Source organism: Emticicia sp. (genome assembly GCF_049241225.1).
GTDB lineage: Bacteria > Bacteroidota > Bacteroidia > Cytophagales > Spirosomataceae > Emticicia.
On the sequence record NZ_JBMLRC010000475.1, the window covers coordinates 116,250 to 134,392 of the forward strand.

At 36.4% G+C, this 18,143-nt stretch carries 19 protein-coding genes; 12 read left to right on the top strand and 7 right to left on the bottom strand.

Features of this window, described 5'->3' with window-relative positions; all coding sequences use genetic code 11:
• Positions 1–1,374 carry a DUF2254 domain-containing protein gene (locus ACOVO2_RS24910; protein WP_421772579.1) on the bottom strand — a complete coding sequence of 458 codons (1,374 nt, stop codon included), beginning with the start codon at positions 1,372–1,374 and terminating at the stop codon, positions 1–3.
• 338 nt (positions 1,375–1,712) lie between these two features.
• Here ACOVO2_RS24910 and ACOVO2_RS24915 point away from each other — a divergent pair, with 338 nt between their 5' ends.
• The 3 genes from ACOVO2_RS24915 to ACOVO2_RS24925 all read left to right on the top strand — a co-directional run bounded on the left by ACOVO2_RS24915 (position 1,713) and on the right by ACOVO2_RS24925 (position 5,991).
• Positions 1,713–2,054, top strand: coding sequence for a LytTR family transcriptional regulator DNA-binding domain-containing protein (locus tag ACOVO2_RS24915; RefSeq protein ID WP_421772580.1), 342 nt, complete (start codon positions 1,713–1,715; stop codon positions 2,052–2,054).
• Positions 2,055–3,160: 1,106 nt separating this feature from the next.
• Positions 3,161–5,056 carry a hypothetical protein gene (locus ACOVO2_RS24920; RefSeq protein WP_421772581.1) on the top strand — a complete coding sequence of 632 codons (1,896 nt, stop codon included), beginning with the start codon at positions 3,161–3,163 and terminating at the stop codon, positions 5,054–5,056.
• 140 nt (positions 5,057–5,196) lie between these two features.
• Positions 5,197–5,991, top strand: a complete 795-nt coding sequence (locus ACOVO2_RS24925) for a thymidylate synthase (protein WP_421772582.1) — start codon at positions 5,197–5,199, stop codon at positions 5,989–5,991.
• Between the two features lie 96 nt (positions 5,992–6,087).
• On the opposite strand, the gene ACOVO2_RS24930 is transcribed toward ACOVO2_RS24925, so the two are convergent.
• Together ACOVO2_RS24930 and ACOVO2_RS24935 are read right to left on the bottom strand one after the other, a co-directional pair.
• Positions 6,088–6,492 carry a hypothetical protein gene (locus ACOVO2_RS24930; protein WP_421772583.1) on the bottom strand — a complete coding sequence of 135 codons (405 nt, stop codon included), beginning with the start codon at positions 6,490–6,492 and terminating at the stop codon, positions 6,088–6,090.
• 52 nt (positions 6,493–6,544) lie between these two features.
• Entirely contained in the window at positions 6,545–6,958 is a 414-nt protein-coding gene (locus tag ACOVO2_RS24935) for a hypothetical protein (protein ID WP_421772584.1), read from the bottom strand.
• Positions 6,959–7,475: 517 nt separating this feature from the next.
• On the opposite strand from ACOVO2_RS24935, the gene ACOVO2_RS24940 reads away from it, so the two are divergent.
• Genes ACOVO2_RS24940 through ACOVO2_RS24950 form a run of 3 tightly spaced genes read left to right on the top strand, consistent with a single transcriptional unit; the run spans position 7,476 to position 10,602 of the window.
• Positions 7,476–8,105 (top strand): ABC transporter ATP-binding protein, encoded by a 630-nt coding sequence (locus tag ACOVO2_RS24940; RefSeq protein ID WP_421772585.1) that lies wholly within the window; start codon positions 7,476–7,478, stop codon positions 8,103–8,105.
• Positions 8,102–9,199, top strand: coding sequence for a hypothetical protein (locus ACOVO2_RS24945; RefSeq protein WP_421772586.1), 1,098 nt, complete (start codon positions 8,102–8,104; stop codon positions 9,197–9,199). Before ACOVO2_RS24940 ends, ACOVO2_RS24945 begins: the two co-directional genes overlap by 4 nt.
• A gap of 11 nt (positions 9,200–9,210) precedes the next feature.
• Positions 9,211–10,602, top strand: coding sequence for a TlpA family protein disulfide reductase (locus ACOVO2_RS24950; protein ID WP_421772587.1), 1,392 nt, complete (start codon positions 9,211–9,213; stop codon positions 10,600–10,602).
• Between the two features lie 5 nt (positions 10,603–10,607).
• On the opposite strand, the gene ACOVO2_RS24955 is transcribed toward ACOVO2_RS24950, so the two are convergent.
• Both ACOVO2_RS24955 and ACOVO2_RS24960 read right to left on the bottom strand, forming a co-directional pair.
• On the bottom strand, positions 10,608–11,015 hold the full coding sequence (locus tag ACOVO2_RS24955) for a putative toxin-antitoxin system toxin component, PIN family (RefSeq protein WP_188771203.1): 408 nt from the start codon (positions 11,013–11,015) through the stop codon (positions 10,608–10,610).
• The gene (locus ACOVO2_RS24960) at positions 11,015–11,233 is read right to left on the bottom strand and encodes a hypothetical protein (protein ID WP_421772588.1); all 219 of its coding nucleotides are present in this window, start codon (positions 11,231–11,233) and stop codon (positions 11,015–11,017) included. The genes ACOVO2_RS24955 and ACOVO2_RS24960 overlap by 1 nt, the downstream gene beginning before the upstream one ends.
• 132 nt (positions 11,234–11,365) lie before the next feature.
• Between ACOVO2_RS24960 and ACOVO2_RS24965 the strand changes: the two genes are divergently transcribed.
• The 4 genes from ACOVO2_RS24965 to ACOVO2_RS24980 all read left to right on the top strand — a co-directional run bounded on the left by ACOVO2_RS24965 (position 11,366) and on the right by ACOVO2_RS24980 (position 14,076).
• The gene (locus ACOVO2_RS24965) at positions 11,366–11,893 is read left to right on the top strand and encodes a peroxiredoxin family protein (protein WP_421772589.1); all 528 of its coding nucleotides are present in this window, start codon (positions 11,366–11,368) and stop codon (positions 11,891–11,893) included.
• Positions 11,894–12,096: 203 nt separating this feature from the next.
• Positions 12,097–12,894 (top strand): PspA/IM30 family protein, encoded by a 798-nt coding sequence (locus ACOVO2_RS24970; protein ID WP_421772590.1) that lies wholly within the window; start codon positions 12,097–12,099, stop codon positions 12,892–12,894.
• A gap of 6 nt (positions 12,895–12,900) precedes the next feature.
• Entirely contained in the window at positions 12,901–13,458 is a 558-nt protein-coding gene (locus ACOVO2_RS24975) for a TerD family protein (protein ID WP_421772591.1), read from the top strand.
• A 12-nt stretch (positions 13,459–13,470) separates the two neighbouring features.
• A complete protein-coding gene (locus ACOVO2_RS24980; protein WP_421772592.1) occupies positions 13,471–14,076 on the top strand; it encodes a TerD family protein in 606 nt (201 codons plus the stop codon).
• 60 nt (positions 14,077–14,136) lie between these two features.
• Here the strand turns inward: ACOVO2_RS24980 and ACOVO2_RS24985 are convergent, their stop codons facing one another.
• Together ACOVO2_RS24985 and ACOVO2_RS24990 are read right to left on the bottom strand one after the other, a co-directional pair.
• Positions 14,137–15,855, bottom strand: a complete 1,719-nt coding sequence (locus tag ACOVO2_RS24985) for a PHP domain-containing protein (RefSeq protein ID WP_421772609.1) — start codon at positions 15,853–15,855, stop codon at positions 14,137–14,139.
• Between the two features lie 117 nt (positions 15,856–15,972).
• Positions 15,973–16,911 (bottom strand): malate dehydrogenase, encoded by a 939-nt coding sequence (locus tag ACOVO2_RS24990; RefSeq protein ID WP_188771223.1) that lies wholly within the window; start codon positions 16,909–16,911, stop codon positions 15,973–15,975.
• Between the two features lie 380 nt (positions 16,912–17,291).
• Between ACOVO2_RS24990 and ACOVO2_RS24995 the strand changes: the two genes are divergently transcribed.
• On the top strand, positions 17,292–17,720 hold the full coding sequence (locus ACOVO2_RS24995; RefSeq protein ID WP_421772593.1) for a YkvA family protein: 429 nt from the start codon (positions 17,292–17,294) through the stop codon (positions 17,718–17,720).
• A gap of 237 nt (positions 17,721–17,957) precedes the next feature.
• Positions 17,958–18,134, top strand: a complete 177-nt coding sequence (locus ACOVO2_RS25000) for a Sec-independent protein translocase subunit TatA/TatB (protein ID WP_188771226.1) — start codon at positions 17,958–17,960, stop codon at positions 18,132–18,134.
• Positions 18,135–18,143: the final 9 nt, after the last annotated feature.

Below are 18,143 nucleotides of genomic sequence, written 5' to 3' on the forward strand. Positions count from 1 at the left end.
TTATTCTCGATGCCTCAATACAAAAGCCCGATTTCGTTCATATGATTTTTTGATTGATTTAAGTTTTAGGTCAGCAAGGCCTGTTTTATTAATTTGTTCGATAGCGATTTCGTAATAATCGGCCAAATAGTCTCGCAGACTATTTCGATGCTCGGCTCGCTTAAACGGACAAACATTTTCTTCTTTTTTAATCAGCTCTTCATAGTTTTCTTTTAAAAAAGATAATTCCATGTCTTCTACTTGAGCGAATAAAACATATAGTCTTTGTGAATCATGCACAAAAGGAATAATAAATGAAATAGTTTTGATTAAATGACGTACAATTATATAATCTTCTTTACCCCAATGATAAATTTGGTCGAAAGCTAGATCGACTAATTGCTCAAAGTTAAACTCTCTGATATAAATGTTTCTTTTTTGAAGAATTTCGGCATCTTTTGAAATTGAATTACTCAAGGCGGCTTTTTTTATAATATTTCCAAGGTAATCAATACAGTTTAGTGCGGTGGTTGGGTCGTTTACGGCGGGTGAGATAGCTTTGATCGCAATATCGACTAATTGTCTTATTCCGAAAGGAATATCTTGCTCATAGCTTCGAAACTTACTGATAATAAACTGATTGGCAATTTGCGTTTTTTTCTGCTCATAAAACTCCCGCTCATCTGCTGCATAAATAACCTCAACCAAGGGCATACCTTCTGGTACAAAACTACCTACATGGGGTTTTACAGAAACCTTTGAGATGTTATTCTCTGGGATAAGCCGACACAAGCCTTTATACTGTATTGAGTCAAGATAGCCACTTTCTTTGTTGATAATCAGTATTGTATTAGGTTTCTCAAATTTCAAATCAGCTACCTCATATAATTGACCAATCTCTTTAATAGTCCGTTTGGCAATATTTTGTGTGATGCTCGAAGCGTTTATATTATCAACCACGTGGTGGATAAACAGCGGAAAAACCAATAAAATCAGATAAAATGCCCCAACAATACCAAACTTTGGATAAATCAACGAAGCATCAGAAAATCCAAAGTATTGTAGGCCCATCAGGTACCCAACACAAGCTAAAAACGACCACAGGAAAAAGCGGCTGAAATGGTCGTACTCAAAAAACGAGCGAATGATTCGAGGGGAAAACTGCACCGAAGCCAACTGTAGAGCCACAAACACAAACGAAAAAGTTGTTACCACCAAAGTTGCCACGATGCCGGCCAGCGTAGAAAGATAGCCATCAAGCAGCACACCCTCTTGGCCTTTTCTGAAAAAATGCAGCATTGTTGTCAGAATCGCAACAATAAAATAGGCAAGAAGAGTGAGATATTTCCAATCTTGCTTTATACGTTCGTGCAATGAAATAAGCTTACGTTTCAAATGATTAGATTAGTTTTGGACGTAAATGTAAAAAAACTTTCGATTTGATAGCCCCCAATCACCCTAAATGTTCGGAAGTTTTATTGAAAAAAAATATTCATTCACCTTAAAACAGGTATTTTTACGCATACGCAAAAGCTTTCCACCCACTACTTTTGACTTTCCGAACGTAACCCAAAACACTTTTTATTCTTTAACATTAATTTAATGGCAAAAAATATAGACTGATATAAAATTTGTGCCATTTTGTGTAAAATTATCAGTAAAACATAATTTTTAGGTTAAAGATACAAACTATAAAGAAGGTTTGATTTACCGTTAAATACCAACTATATACCATGAAAACTCTTTATTTAACCCGCCGTCAGCAAATAGAAATTGATAAAATCATGTATTTGCAAAGCGAAAGCAATTATACACTAATCCACACAATTCACCAATCTAAAACAGTTGCCTCACAAACGCTTCATTTAGTCCACTCATCTATCGACTACGACAAATTTATTCGCATTAGTCGAAGCCATATTATAAATATTGCGTATATCTCTGCTTATAGCCTTGAAAACAATAAACTTACATTAAAGCTCTCGAATGGAGAACGCTTTACAGCCTCCAGAAGAAGAATCAGAAATTGTCTGGATAAAATCGAAACCGCACAGAAACTAAATCAGAACATTTAATAGTCTGAACTTACAGTATATTCCTTCAGATTATTCATTAAAACAAAATTGCTATTAATCTCTCACGCTGCTTTGATTATTAAAAACTCTGCTATAACTCTTATTAAGTAAATGGCCAATGGCAATCGACAATACCAATTTGTATAAAATACTGATAATAAGCATTTTTCTAGCCTGACGACTATTAACTACAAACTACTTTTCTCAGATTTTAGGCACCCTTTTACTTGGATGTATTTCGATCATCGTTTTACAATACTTAGAACAAAACGACCTACTCAAGCAACTACCAAAATTAACAAAACTAAAACTTAGGGTCGGTATTAAAAATGCAAAAATTTTGCTATGTACGCCTATCAAAAAAATATACGAAGTGGTTTGAATTCGCGGCAGAGGCAGCCCGCTGAAAGGTAGATCAAAAGCAAATCATCAGGCTTCTCATTTAGCATGCAATTATTTATCTCTAGAATTGATTTATGCCAAACTTGAAAATCAATAATTCAAAAAACTTTTAGGTAATACTTTACAGATGATCAACTACACTGTAATTTAAGTAAGTACAACATTTTTTTCGTGTCCCTCCCTCCTCATCGGGGAGGAAAAGAAAGGGTGGAATTTGTAAGCAATTGATAATTAGTCTGTTTTGACTCCTCTCTAACGGCAGAGGCCGACCATCCTCCCCGATGGGGAGGGAACTAAAGCAAAACTTATACTAACTTAGTTTACAGTGTACAAACAAATCGGCCAAATTAGTGAGAAATAGTAAATTCAACTCTACCAAAATCAAGGCTTTTATAAATGTCACTACTCAAAATAGTTTCCCTATGAAGGATAAAGAAAACAAATGGTATTTGCCCCAAAAAAACGACCTATTTTTTGATTTTTATGTAGTAATGTCAAAAATGAGTTAAAGAATGCCAAAAATGAGATAACAAAAATCAGTTTTTTGACTCTACATTTGTCTCAGTAAGTTCAAAAAAAACAGCTTATAATCATGAAAACTAAAAAACAAAAACCTCTCATTAGGGGCAGCACAATCATGCCCTTCTCAAATCTATTCTCAACTATTTTTATCAAATCACATACTATTTAAATGATATAAAACAATGGACTTTCAAATTTGGAATAATAATGACAGAGGCGGCCTAAATGACGTTTTTTCGGGTGCTCAAGGCCAAGATAATATTACTGGAAATACTGATTCATTAGAAACTTATGACTCAACTTGGGTAATTATTTTCAATGATACAAACTACAGAGGTAACTCAAAAAAAATTGGGCCAAATACCTATCTCTCCGACCTCAATCATGTAACAAGATATGACACCAATGGACATGAGCAAGGAGATTGGAAAAATCAAATGAAAAGCTTTATCCTCTATAAACAACAACCAGCATTTTGGGGTGGAAATTCATACACAACACCCTCAAACTCTCAGCTATTTGCTCTGCATAACGGAGAAGTTTTATTTACAGAAAATGCAGGTTTCTTGGGTGACAATCGCACTTTTCAAGCTCCATATAATTGTGGCTCTGTTGCAAACGTGGGCTACACCACCAATTCTGTTCACATGACTGGGGCGTATAGTATCACAGCTTTAAATAATGGCCCTCAATCGTGGCTAATAATTTTTGATGATACAGATTTTAAAGGAAACTTCCTTAAAATAAATCCCAATACCCCCTATTCAGACCTAAATAATGTAGAAAGGGATAATTTAAGTGGAAGTAAACAAGGCGATTGGAAGAATCAAGTTCAGTCGTTCTTGATTTATCCATCTGAGCCAGCATTTTGGGCAACCAGCTATCAGCGGCCTTACATCGATTTCACTACATTATTTAATCTATACCCTGCTACAACTAATCATGCTTCTGATAACAAAGTGGTTTATGTTGTGGAAGATTCGCAATATACTGTTAATTGTCCGAGCTTTTCGGAACAATCTACAACCAAATCATTATCTGCCAATTTGAATGATGATACGGATAATCTTCCATCGGATGGTTGGACAAAATACAGTGTTCATCTGCAACACGACAATTCTGTTTTCGTACAAAACGACACAGTCAATTTTGATGCATATTTTGATAATTATGGCAATTTAGTATCTATTCAGCATTTTAACTGGTCATCAAAAGGTGCATATCAAATTTCTAATGAAATCATAAAAAGTGTAGATTTCATAGCATGGTATTTAGGGACCACTGGAGCCATTGAAACACTAGGGATTTCGGAAGAGGCCGCCGATACGTTTGTGGATGTTTTCGATTTTGTCACGGGAGCATTCAATAAAATTGCAAATGCGGTTTATAAAGCAACTGATAATGGCGGGCAGTTTTACTTTTTGGCAGTAGTATGCCATACCCTAAATAGAATATGTACAACCGTATCTTCACCATTCAATGTAGAGGTTTATACAAACCCAAATGATACCCGAAAAAACTATCAAATGTCATTTAGCAACGCTAATTTCCCTAGTGCTCTGAAAAGTGCTATTGGTAGCTCCGCTAATCTAAATTGGCAAGTAAAACAAGATTTATTTTCTACATCTAATACCGAATTCCAGCAGGTGGTTGAATATACTTACCAAAATTATCCATTCCGTACTTGGTATCAAGAATCATCTGTATCAGCTAAATTAGGAATGTTTGTTTCGTGCAAAATTGATTATGAAATTGGCGATAATTCAAAAGATGACCATATTATTGTATTGATGGGCTTCAAATTACCAAGTACTACTGGAGCCTCTCCAATCCTAACTTTTGCACAAGCAATTGTTCAATTTACAGATGGCTCAAATACTAATATCATCACGCCACCATATAATTCAATTGCAAATACAACCTATCATACTTCTGATATTATCAGCTCTATTTACAACTATATACACAATGCTTTAAGTGGTGTAAAAACTGATAATAATTCAAATGGCAGACCGTACATTGCTGATGTCACTAAAAATAACATGATAGCCATAAGCAACTGTATGAGTTTTAGTTAATTTATTGTTAGTATATTAAAAAGCAGGCTCGGTCGGGTCTGCTTTTCTTTTTATTGATTTTACTATTTGTTTTATGAGGGTAGTCATTCATTCCCCAATAAGCACTATCTTTGCCAAAAAACTCCAAGATTTTATCGCAAATGAAGCAATACCACGATTTATTAAAGCATATTCTCGAAAACGGCACAAAAAAAACTGACCGAACAGGCACTGGTACTATTAGTGTTTTTGGCTACCAAATGCGTTTCAATCTGCAAGAAGGTTTTCCGCTCGTTACGACCAAAAAAGTGCACACAAAATCTATCATTCATGAGCTACTTTGGTTTATTAAAGGAGAAACTAATATTGCTTATTTGAAAGAAAATGGTGTTTCGATCTGGGACGAATGGGCCGACGAAAACGGTGATTTGGGGCCAGTTTATGGAAAGCAATGGCGTAGTTGGGAAGCTCCAAACGGACAGGTGATTGACCAACTGAAAGATGTGCTAAATCAACTAAAAAAATCGCCTGATTCACGCCGAATCATTGTTTCGGCTTGGAATGTGGGTGAGTTATCGCAAATGGCATTGATGCCTTGTCATGCTTTTTTTCAGTTCTATGTGGCTGATAATAAGCTTTCTTGCCAATTATACCAACGCAGTGCCGATGTATTTTTGGGGGTTCCGTTCAATATTGCATCTTATGCACTTTTCACGATGATGGTTGCTCAAGAATGCGGCCTCGAAGCTCATGAGTTTATTTGGACAGGTGGCGATACACATATTTATCTAAACCATTTGGAGCAAGTTGAAAAACAACTTTCTCGTGAACCACGTAAACTACCAAAAATGACTTTAAACCCAGAAGTAAAAAGCATTTTTGATTTTAAATTTGAAGATTTTACACTTTCCGACTACGACCCACATCCGGGTATAAAAGCCCCAGTAGCCGTATAAAAATAATAGCCGTTGCAAACGCAGCGGCTCTTATTTTATTACAAAGGTTTTTAGTGTTGACGAAGTTTGTCTAGGCTTTGCTGACAACTCTCCATATTATTTGCGGTCACCTGCCAAAGCGATTCCACGTAAAGATTGCGTAGTGATTACAAAATCTTTTTTCAATTTCTCAGTACCTAATTCTACTACGAAAGTATATTCGCCATCAACCAAGTTCGACAAATCAAATGCTTTTACATATTGAGTATCGTTCGATGGATAATCGTAGAAAAACAAATTGTTTTCTTTATCAACCAAAGAGATTTTAGTTTTTTGTTTCGAAGGATTTTCAAAAGCTAATTTGAAACGTAAATTTCCTAAGTCTTGTACGCTCAATGTGCTTTTTTCAGTCGATGCAACTTTACCAGCTGCTTTCGTTTGAGCCATTCCTTCTGTTGAAGCAGTTGCTAATGTGAATACTACTGCTAATGCTTTGATGATATTTTTAGTGTTCTTGTTCATTTTCTTAATTGTTTAATGTCTGTTTGTTAATAAAAATGTGAATTTTGAAAAATTAATTGTTGCTCGCTAAAGAAACTCCTCTAAGAGTTTTGGTTGTGATAGCGAAATCTTTCTTCAATTTTTCTTTACCTGTTTCTACTACGAAACTATATTCACCGTCAGTCAAGTTAGAAAGGTTAAAAGCTCTAACATATTGAGTATTACCGTATGTGTACTCATCGAAAAGTACATTGTTTTCTTTATCGAGTAAATATATTTTCGTTTTTTGTCGCAAAGGGTTTTCAAAAGCTAACTTAAAGCGAAGACTCCCCATGTCTTGAACGCTCAAATTTGTAACTGTAGCTGTTGAACTTGTTTTTCCTGCGGCAGGCGTTCCTGAAGCAGCTTTGGCTTGTGCCATTCCTTCTGTTGCTGTTGCCGAGACAATCGCTGCGGCAAGGGCCAATACTAATGCAGATTTTTTCATAATTTTCTTTGTTTGTGTTTTCTTTGGAGTACTATTTAAAAAAGTTAAAACTAAAAAAAGTCATATCAATTATTTACCTCCGTCGAAAACCTTTGTGTTGCAAATGTATGTAAGTATTTGAACACAAGTCAATTAAGAAATCGTTAATTTCTGAAAGTTGTTTTAAAATTATAGCAGAATATTAGAATATTACAACGTTTTTCGGAATACTTCAAGAGAAAATTTGAATAATCCTATTAAATTAATAGACTAAATAGCAGTCAAAATATCACTTTTTTGAGTCAGTTTGCAATACTTCCTTACAATAGTACAAAAACCGATTTTTTGACCGTTTTTACGCATTTTTGCCAAATATTCTTTTTCAAAGATTATGTAGAATTTTATTTTTAAAATATTTTAATAAATATTGTTGTAAAACAATTTCCCAAATTGTGATAGTGATACCGTTTATGTAAATGCTTTGGTAGAAATTCAAAAAAAATCGTAAATCGTCGTTCAAAAATCGTCAATCGTTCAGATGCTCAAAGTCAAAAACTTTTCAAAAAGCTATAATAACCACACAATCGTTGCGGTTGAAAACTTAGAAATTCCCGAAGGAATTCATTGGTTCAAGGGCATCAACGGGTCCGGAAAATCAACTTTCTTTCGTTCGGTAGCAGGAATTATTCCTTTCGATGGCGAAATTTCTTGGAATAATCTCGACATCAGAAAAGATGCGGTTGCCTACCGAATGCAGGTAAACATGAGCGAAGCCGACCCACTTTACCCCGATTATTTGTCGGGATACGATTTATTAACTTTTATTGCTGAAGCAAAAAAAGCCGACGCTTCGCAACTCAAACTACTCACTGAAGTTTTGGGAGTAGATGTTTACTGGAAATCGGCCATCGGCACTTATTCGAGTGGAATGCTCAAAAAAATCTCATTATTGAGTGCATTTCTCGGAAAACCCAGCCTAATCATGCTCGATGAACCCCTCATTACGATAGACGACCGCTCGGTGCAGATTGTCTATGAACTCGTAAAAGAATATGCCGAAAAACAAGGCGTGAGTTTCCTGCTTTCATCACATCAAGACTTCCGATTTGAGAAATTAGCTATCAAGAATATGTATTTGGTTCAAAATCAAACCATTACGCAATTATGAATACAATCTCTCGCATACTCAGTCTGACGATTACGAAAGAATATTATCGCCAAAATGCCATTTTTATATTTGCCGTGATGATGTTTTCGTTCGGTTTCTTACGAGCAAACGAACACATAACTATAATCAAATTAGTCTTAAAACTACCTTCGATGCTCGCTCTGACATTTTTGGTTTGGGCATTACATACCATCAAGGTCATGCTCTTCGCTCTCAGAATGTTTGAGGCGAAATCCAACGAATTTCTTTACAACATAAGGCTTTTTTCAGCACCAAAGCGTTATCTCGCATTGGGCTTGATGCAATTTAACCTCATCCAACTTACTTTTCTATATTCACTATGGATGATAAAAATCGGGATTGAAGAAAAACAATTCTTAGCCACACTAAGCATCATTTGCTTTAATATCATATTTATATTAGTAGGAATCATCGTTTACGAGTATCGTATCAAGCATCCAAATGTTGTTCGAGCTACTGCGAAACCTATTCAAAATCTTCTCAGTCGTTTCCGAACACCTTCTTATCTTTTTTTTATCAGATATTTGTTTGCCAAACAACCCGTATTGTTATTACTAAGCAAACTTTTTTCGTGCTTTATGCTTATTGGCGTTTGTGGTCTTTACCCAACCGATGCTTACGACGAACGCCTTTTGGCCCTCGGCGGACTCTTTGCAGCAGCTGGACATTCGGTTTTTTGTCAACAGTTTTACTATTACGAAAATCAATTTTTGTCATTGAGTCGTAATCTGCCGCTAAGTTCACAACAGCGACTTTTGGGCTACTTACTCACCTATTCTTTGCTACTCATTCCCGAATTGATTGTTTTGCTGCGTAACCTACCCGAGGGCGTGAGTTATCTTTTTGCTCTGCAACTCATTATTCTTATTCTTTCGATGATATTTCTCAACCATCATACGCAGTATATCAATAATGTATCAAACGATGCCTATTTACAGCGGTTGTTTTTTGCAGGAATTCTGTTTTTACTATTGATAATGTTCAAAATTCCAGTAATTTTGATGGCATTAGTCAATTTCTTACTGGCTATTTTCGTTTTCCACAAAAACTATTACAAAAGCCAGTCTTCATAAATCAAATAGCTATGATTCGCTTCTTTTTTCTGTTTGCTCTTCTATCACATTTTTGTTCAGCCCAAGGGATATTCAAACTCTCAGGCGAAGTACAAAATCCGACCGAAAGAAAAGTTTTAATTACGCTTTACCGAGACTGGGTTGGCGACGAAGAAGAATACGAAATCAAACTCAACGATAAAAACCAGTTTAGTTTTAGCACGAGCCTCAATCATGTGGCCTACATTGATTTTTATTACGCCGACCAAGGTTTCCATTATTGGATTATCGAGCCAGAAGATGACATTTCAATGAAATTTACTCCTAAAAACTTTTGGTCTTCGTTGAAATTTACGGGAATGGGGTCGGATAAGCTCAATTATTATGTGAAACAACGAGAAAAATTTGAAGAAAAACGAGATTTTGAAAAAGAAGCTGATGTCCTCAGCAAAGCCCCACAAGAACAATACTTTGATTTTTTGGACAATGAACAGCAAGTTCAAATCGAATTTCTTGAAAAAACCCCTTTCCTTTCCGACAACTTCATTCAATCTCGTAAGGCCGATATTATTGGAACTCTACAAAACTACAAAGTAAATTTTTTGTCGGGGAATAAGTACGCATCTTGGACAGAAGAAAAAGTAAAGAGTTCGTTAAAAATAGAGGAACTCCCCGACTCTGTACAAGCACATTCGCTCGAATACGGCAATATGTTTCAGAATCTAATGGATTTATTCGTAGCAAAATCGGCCGTCAGAAAACGTAAAGATTTGACCGAACTTGAAGAGATTAATCTCATCAAATCATCGTATTCTCGTGCTTATTTTTCATTTCAATTGATAGAACGAGTAACGGCCTTCAAACTAAAGAATATGATTGAAGCCGAAAATATTACGCCAAAAATTCAGTCAATGGTCGATGATTTTCTGGCAACCGCCACGAGCCGAGACTATAAAAATTATCTTTCAAAGAAAGTAAGCTTCTCTAAAACGCTTGCCAAAGGCTCGCCCGCCAAACCATTCAAGCTAAAAGATATGGATGGCAAAGAAGTTTCTCTCAAAGATTTTCTAGGTAAAACAGTCTATCTCGATTTTTGGGCAAGTTGGTGTGGGCCGTGTATTTATGATCTGAAATTTATGGATACCGTGAAAGCAAGGTTTAAAGATGAAGTAGTTTTTATTCAGATTTCGCTCGATAATGATGCCGAATGGCGTGAAGCAATAAAAATGTACGATGTAAAAGGCATCAACCTCAGAGCCGACGAAAATAGTACGATTACTAAAAACTACGGCGTAACGGGCATTCCTGCCTACTATTTAATTGATAAAAAAGGAAACTTCGCAGTTTCTCAAGTAAGCGACCCCAGCAACGACGAAGGTCAAGAATTAATCAGACAAATTGAGGAGGTTTTGCAGAGGAAGTAAATCGCCTACTTATTAAGAATCTGCTTAAATTCATTCAACTTTACCACGTTTAAAGGAGGAAAATCTATTTTCTTGAAAACGTCAAAATGCTTATCGTTTGAAACTAAATAATGAGCATTGGTAGAAATAGCAAGGTCAGAAAATTTATTATCGTCTGGGTCATTGATAATCAACCCTAAACGAAAATATGGAACGGCTAATTCAGTATTTGGCGAGGTAAGTAGAATTTTCAGGACTACATCTGCGGTTTCGGGGCTATAAAATTCGCTAAGTTTTTCTTCATACTCTTGTAAAATTTCGGTACTTACAACCCAAGTAAATTCCTTATTTCTGAACGCCAAGTAAAGCCAAAAATAGTCTCCATTAGCAGGAATAGAAGCAATCAAGCAATTTGTATCAATAACTACCCGCATTATTTTGTACGTTGGCTATTATTCAACACATTTTCAAAGTCTTCTTTTGTGTATCCTTTCTGATTAATGGCATGTTGTACTTCTTTTTGAAGCAAATTATCATAATACTTCAAAAGCATTTCATTGATTTCAGCTTGTTCAGTTTCAGACATTTTCCTACTAAACAGCTTCAATAGATTCAACTGAACATCATTTAAACTTTGGGCAGAAACACTCATAATATTATGGTTTTATGACTCAAATATATGTAAATTTAATTCTTTCTGTATGAAATGTAATTAATTTATAGCTTGTTGAATTATTCATTTGCATATATTCGCTTAATTTTTCAGCAAAAAAATTAAGCGAATATGCCAAAACATTTAATAATTTTCCTACTCAGCCTACTATCATTCAAAACATTCGCTCAAGAAGAAAACCCTTACGAAGCCTATAAAGTAAAATGGATTGGCAAACCAGCACCCGATTTTAAATATAAAGATATTAGCGGAAAAGAGTTTTTCTTATCCGACCTCAAAGGAAAAGTTGTCTTAATGAATTGTTGGTTCATTAACTGCTCTGGTTGCAGAATCGAATACCCTGGCTTACAGAATCTAAAAAACAGACTCGAAAAACAACACAAAGCCGACCAAATTGTACTGCTTTCGCTGGCTCTCGATTCTAAAGAACAATTGCAGGAATACTTTAAGAAAATGCCACTTAATTTCTTTCACATGGCCGATGCGGGCGAAATCACACAAGGTATTTATGGGGCTTTGGGTTTCCCAACAAACCTCATTATCGACCAAAATGGTATTATCAGACACATAAAACTCGGTGGTTCTCCGCAATCGGCTGATGATATTGAATATGAGATGTTGCAATTATTGAAGAAATAGAACTTTATGATAATATACTCTATTTTTCAACTACCTTTATCTTTGCTGACTGTGTACCTACAAACCAGATTATTATAAAATCTAAAAAAAGTTCCTCACTATTGTTTCCTTGGGTCATCCTTATTTTTACCCAATCATCAATTTCTCACTTGGCCGGTCATTCAAAACTCCCATACATTTGATGCAACAAAACGCAACAAATTATGTGGACATCTATCCTCAAAAGAATCTTAAATATCAGTAAAGCACAAGCACACTCGGCACTCGATACTATCGAAGACCCCGTGCAAATGATGCAATTGGCAGTAGCTGAACTGGAAGCCTCGATAGTCAAATTATCGAAAGCTGTGGCCGTAGCGATGGCCAATCAGAAAAAGCTGCAAAAAGACCACGAGCAATTTAAGCTCGAAGCTATTTCGTGGTACCAGCGAGCGGCTTTGGCTATGCAAAACGGCAATGAAGATTTAGCAAAAAAGGCTTTAACTCAAAAAACACTTGCCGAAAAAAAGGAAATTGAATACGGACTTCTGGCCGAAAATTCACAAAGAATGGTTGAGCAACTCAATGCTCAATTAGATGAATTTAAGCTAAAACTTGAAGAAACCTCCACCAAACAAAAGATTTATGCCGCACGAGCCGAAACCGCCAAAGCACAAAAACAAATTGCGGAATCGATCGGTGGACTTAATGCAAGTGCATTGGCAAACCTCGAAAAGTATGAAGATAAAATCAATCAGTTGGCAGCCGAAGCGGAGAGTATTTCGGCCATGAATTCGGCAAAAAACAATCTGAATCGAGAGTTCCGAGAAATAGAAACAGAACTAAACGTTCAGTCAGATTTTGAGCAATTAAAGGCACAACTGGAGCAAAAATCCATGACCGAAAAACCACTCGATTTAGAGGCTATCGAAGTAAAATTTAAAGAAATGCAGTCGAAAACACCTCACATCGAGCAAAAACAAGACTTAAATAAATTATTAAACGAATTTTTCAAACAGTAAAAAGCTATGTCTATCAACTTAAAAAAGGGAGGTTCGATTAACCTCAGCAAAGAAATGACCAAACTCAACAAAGTAATGATTGGGTTAGGTTGGGAAAAAACCAATATGAATATCGACCTCGACGCTTCGGTCTTCATTTTAGGTGGCAATCAAAAACTCATTGCCGATGATTATTTTGTGTTTTATAATAACCTAAAATCTCCCGATGGGGCCATTCAACACACGGGCGATAATCGTACAGGTGCAGCCGAAGACGACGACGAAATTATTTTGGCAAACCTCGAAACTATTTCACCCAATGCTCAAGAGTTGGCTATTTGTGTTTCGATTCACGACGCCGTCAATCGTGGGCATAACTTTGGCTTACTCAAAGATGCCTACATTCGTATCGTTGATGTTGATTCTAAAAAAGAAATCACCAAATACGATTTAGATATTTCGCATGCCTTTGATAACGCCGTTGTTTTTGCACAAGTCAGAAGGTCGGGTAATGAATGGCATTTTTCGGCCAACTCGCAAGGCTCGATGGCTGAATTACAGGGTTTGGTTGATAAATACGCTTAAAAAATTCACACAATGATAAATCTGACAAAAAACGCAAGAATATCGCTTGAAAAAAACGGAATCGAGCTAAAAGAAATAACCGTTGGCCTCGACTGGGGAAGTATCAAACAAAAAAGTTTCTTTGGTTTGCTGAATACGCAAGAAGCCGTTGATTTAGATGGAAGCGTGACGCTTTTCGATAAATTTATGAATGAAATCGAAACGGTTTACTACGGAAATCTAAAATCAAAAGATGGCACTATCAGACATAGCGGTGATGACCGAGTCGGTGATTCGTCGGCCGATAATAAAGATAATGAAGTGATTAGTATTAATCTTGAGCGAATTTCAAATGATGTAAATAGTATTTATTTCTACCTAAATTCATACAAACAGCAAGATTTTGCTACCATTCCGTACGCAAAAATCAGAATCATTGAAGGCAAGCACCACAACCCACAACAAGTTTTTGCTTCCTTCAATTTATCAACGGATGACTCTTATCGAGGCTACGTTTCGATGCTGATGGCAAAACTCAAACGTGTAGGCACACGTTGGGAATTTACGGCACTGGGAGAACCAGTTTCAGCCAAAGACATTGCCGAAACCATCAGATTGATAAAGCATAGTTATGCCTAAGGTTGTGTAAAGAGAGAGCCGTTGCATGCAACGGCTCTACGTCTCAACGTCTCTATATTTCTATTTTTTCCTCCTTCCTAAATATTCTTCTATTTCTACCAAACTCAAAGCATTGAAGGTCATATTTTTAGTTAAACCGCCTTTCCGGGCAGCTGCCACACCATAGTGCATATCGTGGTAGCCCTGCATTTCATGAGCATCTGGATTGATACTCAACATCACGTTTCGGTCGAGGGCATATTCAATCCAACGCCAATCGAGGTCAAGTCGGTATGGACTGGCATTGATTTCTATTACTACTCCGTTGGCAGCACAACAATCAATAACTTCCTTATAATCAATTGGGTAGCCCTGTCGAGAAAGCAATAAACGACCCGTTGGGTGGCCTAAAATTGTCGTATAAGGATTTTCGATAGCACGCACCAAACGCTCAGTTGCACGGGCTTGATTCATCGTAAGGTTCGAGTGAACCGATGCAACGATATAATCAAAACTTGCTAAAACCTCATCGGGATAATCAAGGGAGCCATCACCCAAAATATCAGATTCGATTCCCTTCAAAATCTTGAAAGGGCGGTCAGCCGATAACTTTTTATTCAGCTGTTCAATCTCGGCGTGTTGCTGTTGTACTTTCGTAATCAACAAACCACTGGCATAGGTGGCAGACTGCGAGTGGTCGGCAATACCTAAATATTCAAAACCTAATTCCTTGCAATAAGTGGCCATTTGTTCGAGTGAATGTTGCCCATCAGAATAAGTTGAGTGATTATGCAAAATACCTTTTAGGCTATCCCACGTTACTAAATCTTCGTTCTTATTTTTCTTTATCCAATCAAATTCGTTTACGCCCTCACGCATTTCTGGAATGATATACGGAACTCCGAATTTTTCATAAATGGCAGTTTCGGCAGCATCTTGGGTCAGACCTTCGGTCAGACCATTAGCCAAAATTGTAGAAAGAGCAACGCTCAACAATGAAACGCCACTTTCGTTGCGGTGTTTTAAATGGTTTTCGTTTGCTGTATAAACAAATTGCTTGTTAAGTAATTCATTTTCAGCAACATAACGAATCTCGATGCTAATTTTATTCTCCAAAAACTTCCCACGCCACACAAACGGAGAAGAAGTTTTCTCATCTTTTATAAAACCTTCGGCAGTGAAATCGGGTAAAGAATCGGTATAAGCTGCTAAGAAAGTAAGTGTATCAACGGTTTCTGATTTTCGGCGGACTTGCCCCGAAATTTCTACTTTATCGAAGCTTTTCTTGAGTTCTTCCAAAATGATTTCTGCCAGAATAGCGGCCTTATCCATTCTCAGTTTTCCTGCTTGGCTTTGAATAAATTTCAACGATTCAAGAATTGACTCCTGTGTTTTTCCACCAAAACCTTTTACTTTCGATATACTTCCGTTTTCACAAGCAATCTGTAATTCGTTGAGGTTATCAATGCCCAATTCATTCCACAAAACTTTGATTTTCTTTGCTCCCAGCCCTTTAATCTTAAACATTTCGATAACACCTTCGGGAGTTTTGGCCAGTAAATCCTGCAAATCTCTGAGCTGGCCAGTGCTTACCATCTCTAAGATTTTACCAGCCATCATTTTTCCAACTCCTTGAATTTGAGTCAGTTGCGGGAAATCTAATTGCGATAACTCGCCTACGTATTTATCCAGATTATAGGCGGCATTGGTATATGTTTTTATTCTAAACTCGTCTTCGTTGTGGAGTTCGAGTAGTTTTGCGGTAAGTTCGATAGTATCAACAATATCGGAGTTAGACATCATAGTTTTTTCTTAATTTTTCTGCAAATTACGTCAAATTCATCTGAAAAAAAATCAAAAAAAAAACTCGCAGAGGCCAAGCCTCCGCGAGTTTTTTACGAAATAATCAATCGAATATTACAATGTCGCCAATACATTATTCATATTTCTAACTGCATCAGCCGATTTTGCAAACGCAGCTTGCTCTTCTTGATTCAAACGGATGTTGATGATTTTCTCCCAACCGTTACGGCCAATTACTACTGGCACACCCATACAGATGTCTTTTTGACCGTACTCACCATTTAGGTAAACACTCGAAGGAATTACTTTTTTCTCGTCACGCACGATAGCCTCAACAACCGCACAAGAAGCGATACCTGGAGCATACCAAGCCGAAGTACCCAACAATCCTGTAAGCGTAGCACCACCAACCATTGTGTCGGCAGCAACTTTTTCCAATACTTCTTTTGATAAGAAACGGCTCACTGGAATGCTATTTACAGTAGCCAAACGAGTCAAAGGAATCATGGTAGTATCGCCGTGTCCACCGATTACTTGTCCGTGAATATCACTTTGAGCAAAACCAGTTGCTTGAGATAAATAATAACGGAAACGTGATGAATCCAACGAGCCACCCATACCAATGATACGTTTTTTGTTTACACCCATTTCTTGAGCTACTTGATACGCCAAGTAAGTCATTGTATCCATTGGGTTAGAAACAATCAACAAAATCGCTTTTGGTGAGTGAGTTAAGATTTTTGTAACTACATCTCTTACGATACCAGCGTTGATACCAATCAACTCTTCACGAGTCATACCTGGCTTACGTGGTAAACCTGAAGTAATTACTACTACATCAGATTTTGCAGTTTTTGTATAATCATTTGTCGAACCGATGATAGTTGTATCAAAGCCCTCTAATGAAGCTGTTTGCATCAAGTCCATTGCTTTTCCTTCAGCAACACCTTGCTTAATATCGAGCAATACAACTTCATCTACGATTTGCTTGCGAGCAATGTTGTCGGCAGTGGTTGCACCAACTGCACCTGCACCTACTACTGTTACTTTCATAGTTTTTTAAGCCCCCTAACCCCCAAAGGAGGAACTTTTTATAAATTAATTCATGCCTTGGGGTTATGGATTAGACATGAAAATTGAAGAAATATTTAGATAAATTTATAACTGACCACGTAGCAGTTTTAGTATAAAAATCAGCAAAATGGTTTTGTTGTAAATTAGCAACAAATTTATTGGACAAAACTAATACAAAACAATGTATTTGAATGTTTTTTTTGCATTTTTTATATTTCATGGATAATTTTTATAAGTTTTTACGTTTCTATGGTATATTTCAGAAAGTCAATACAGCAATGCAAGCAATTTTTGCCGAAAAAACTTCGAGAAAGCAATTACCTGAAAATTTCTTTTACAAAGCACAATAAATAAATAAAATGAGTACCAAAGCGAGTTCAACACAAAGTTTGCTGTCAAAAATAATCGAATCTGCCATTTATAAAAGTGCTTTGGGGAAAGCCCCTCGAATCGCAAAAAATGCAAAAAGTTTATTGAAATTATTGCAAGCCGCTCTCACCAAAACCAAAGAAATGGGCGTAGGTGGAATTTTTGATGTCATCAGAGAGAAAATCACAGTCATGGGAACACTCATCAAGGCTTATGCGGTGGGTGATTATCGCCAAATCGAACTCGGTAATTTACTTAAAATCATTGCCGCTTTTGTATATTTTATATCACCTATCGACATTATTCCTGACTTCTTGCCCTTTATAGGTTTAAGTGATGATGTAGCACTTTTGGTATTTATTTTCAAAAGTATTGACGATGAACTCGTAAAATTTGACCAGTGGCGAAATACGAAATAGACCACTTGGCAAATTGAATCGACATAAAAGAAAATTTAACTGATAATCAATATTTTATTATTCGGAAACTCATTTTTCTTATTGAATATTGAGCTTAATAGGGCGAAAGTTTAAGACGAAATTAATTTTTTAATTTCCAATTTACTTTTACATTTGTAGTAGAATAAACAAAATAAAAACACTGCGGACAGTAGTCTGCGGTCTATCGACTAAAAAACACTTTAAATTAATAATATTATGTTTGGTCTTGGAAGTACAGAAATGATTCTGATTTTGGTTGTAATTCTTTTCTTCTTTGGTGCTAAGAAATTACCTGAGCTTGCACGTGGATTAGGAAAAGGAATTCGTGAGTTTAAAGATGCTTCTCGTGAAGTAAAAGAAAACATCGAAAAAGCAACTTCAGAAGATAAATAAGGATTTTTT

What these genes read in the sequence shown, in the direction of transcription:
- ACOVO2_RS24915 (WP_421772580.1), top strand. Translation starts at nt 1,713, where the DNA reads ATGAAAACTCTTTATTTAACCCGCCGTCAGCAAATAGAAATTGATAAA.
- ACOVO2_RS24920 (WP_421772581.1), top strand. Translation starts at nt 3,161, where the DNA reads ATGGACTTTCAAATTTGGAATAATAATGACAGAGGCGGCCTAAATGAC.
- ACOVO2_RS24925 (WP_421772582.1), top strand. Translation starts at nt 5,197, where the DNA reads ATGAAGCAATACCACGATTTATTAAAGCATATTCTCGAAAACGGCACA.
- ACOVO2_RS24930 (WP_421772583.1), bottom strand. Translation starts at nt 6,492, where the DNA reads ATGAACAAGAACACTAAAAATATCATCAAAGCATTAGCAGTAGTATTC.
- ACOVO2_RS24935 (WP_421772584.1), bottom strand. Translation starts at nt 6,958, where the DNA reads ATGAAAAAATCTGCATTAGTATTGGCCCTTGCCGCAGCGATTGTCTCG.
- ACOVO2_RS24940 (WP_421772585.1), top strand. Translation starts at nt 7,476, where the DNA reads ATGCTCAAAGTCAAAAACTTTTCAAAAAGCTATAATAACCACACAATC.
- ACOVO2_RS24945 (WP_421772586.1), top strand. Translation starts at nt 8,102, where the DNA reads ATGAATACAATCTCTCGCATACTCAGTCTGACGATTACGAAAGAATAT.
- ACOVO2_RS24950 (WP_421772587.1), top strand. Translation starts at nt 9,211, where the DNA reads ATGATTCGCTTCTTTTTTCTGTTTGCTCTTCTATCACATTTTTGTTCA.
- ACOVO2_RS24955 (WP_188771203.1), bottom strand. Translation starts at nt 11,015, where the DNA reads ATGCGGGTAGTTATTGATACAAATTGCTTGATTGCTTCTATTCCTGCT.
- ACOVO2_RS24960 (WP_421772588.1), bottom strand. Translation starts at nt 11,233, where the DNA reads ATGAGTGTTTCTGCCCAAAGTTTAAATGATGTTCAGTTGAATCTATTG.
- ACOVO2_RS24965 (WP_421772589.1), top strand. Translation starts at nt 11,366, where the DNA reads ATGCCAAAACATTTAATAATTTTCCTACTCAGCCTACTATCATTCAAA.
- ACOVO2_RS24970 (WP_421772590.1), top strand. Translation starts at nt 12,097, where the DNA reads ATGTGGACATCTATCCTCAAAAGAATCTTAAATATCAGTAAAGCACAA.
- ACOVO2_RS24975 (WP_421772591.1), top strand. Translation starts at nt 12,901, where the DNA reads ATGTCTATCAACTTAAAAAAGGGAGGTTCGATTAACCTCAGCAAAGAA.
- ACOVO2_RS24980 (WP_421772592.1), top strand. Translation starts at nt 13,471, where the DNA reads ATGATAAATCTGACAAAAAACGCAAGAATATCGCTTGAAAAAAACGGA.
- ACOVO2_RS24985 (WP_421772609.1), bottom strand. Translation starts at nt 15,855, where the DNA reads ATGTCTAACTCCGATATTGTTGATACTATCGAACTTACCGCAAAACTA.
- ACOVO2_RS24990 (WP_188771223.1), bottom strand. Translation starts at nt 16,911, where the DNA reads ATGAAAGTAACAGTAGTAGGTGCAGGTGCAGTTGGTGCAACCACTGCC.
- ACOVO2_RS24995 (WP_421772593.1), top strand. Translation starts at nt 17,292, where the DNA reads ATGAGTACCAAAGCGAGTTCAACACAAAGTTTGCTGTCAAAAATAATC.
- ACOVO2_RS25000 (WP_188771226.1), top strand. Translation starts at nt 17,958, where the DNA reads ATGTTTGGTCTTGGAAGTACAGAAATGATTCTGATTTTGGTTGTAATT.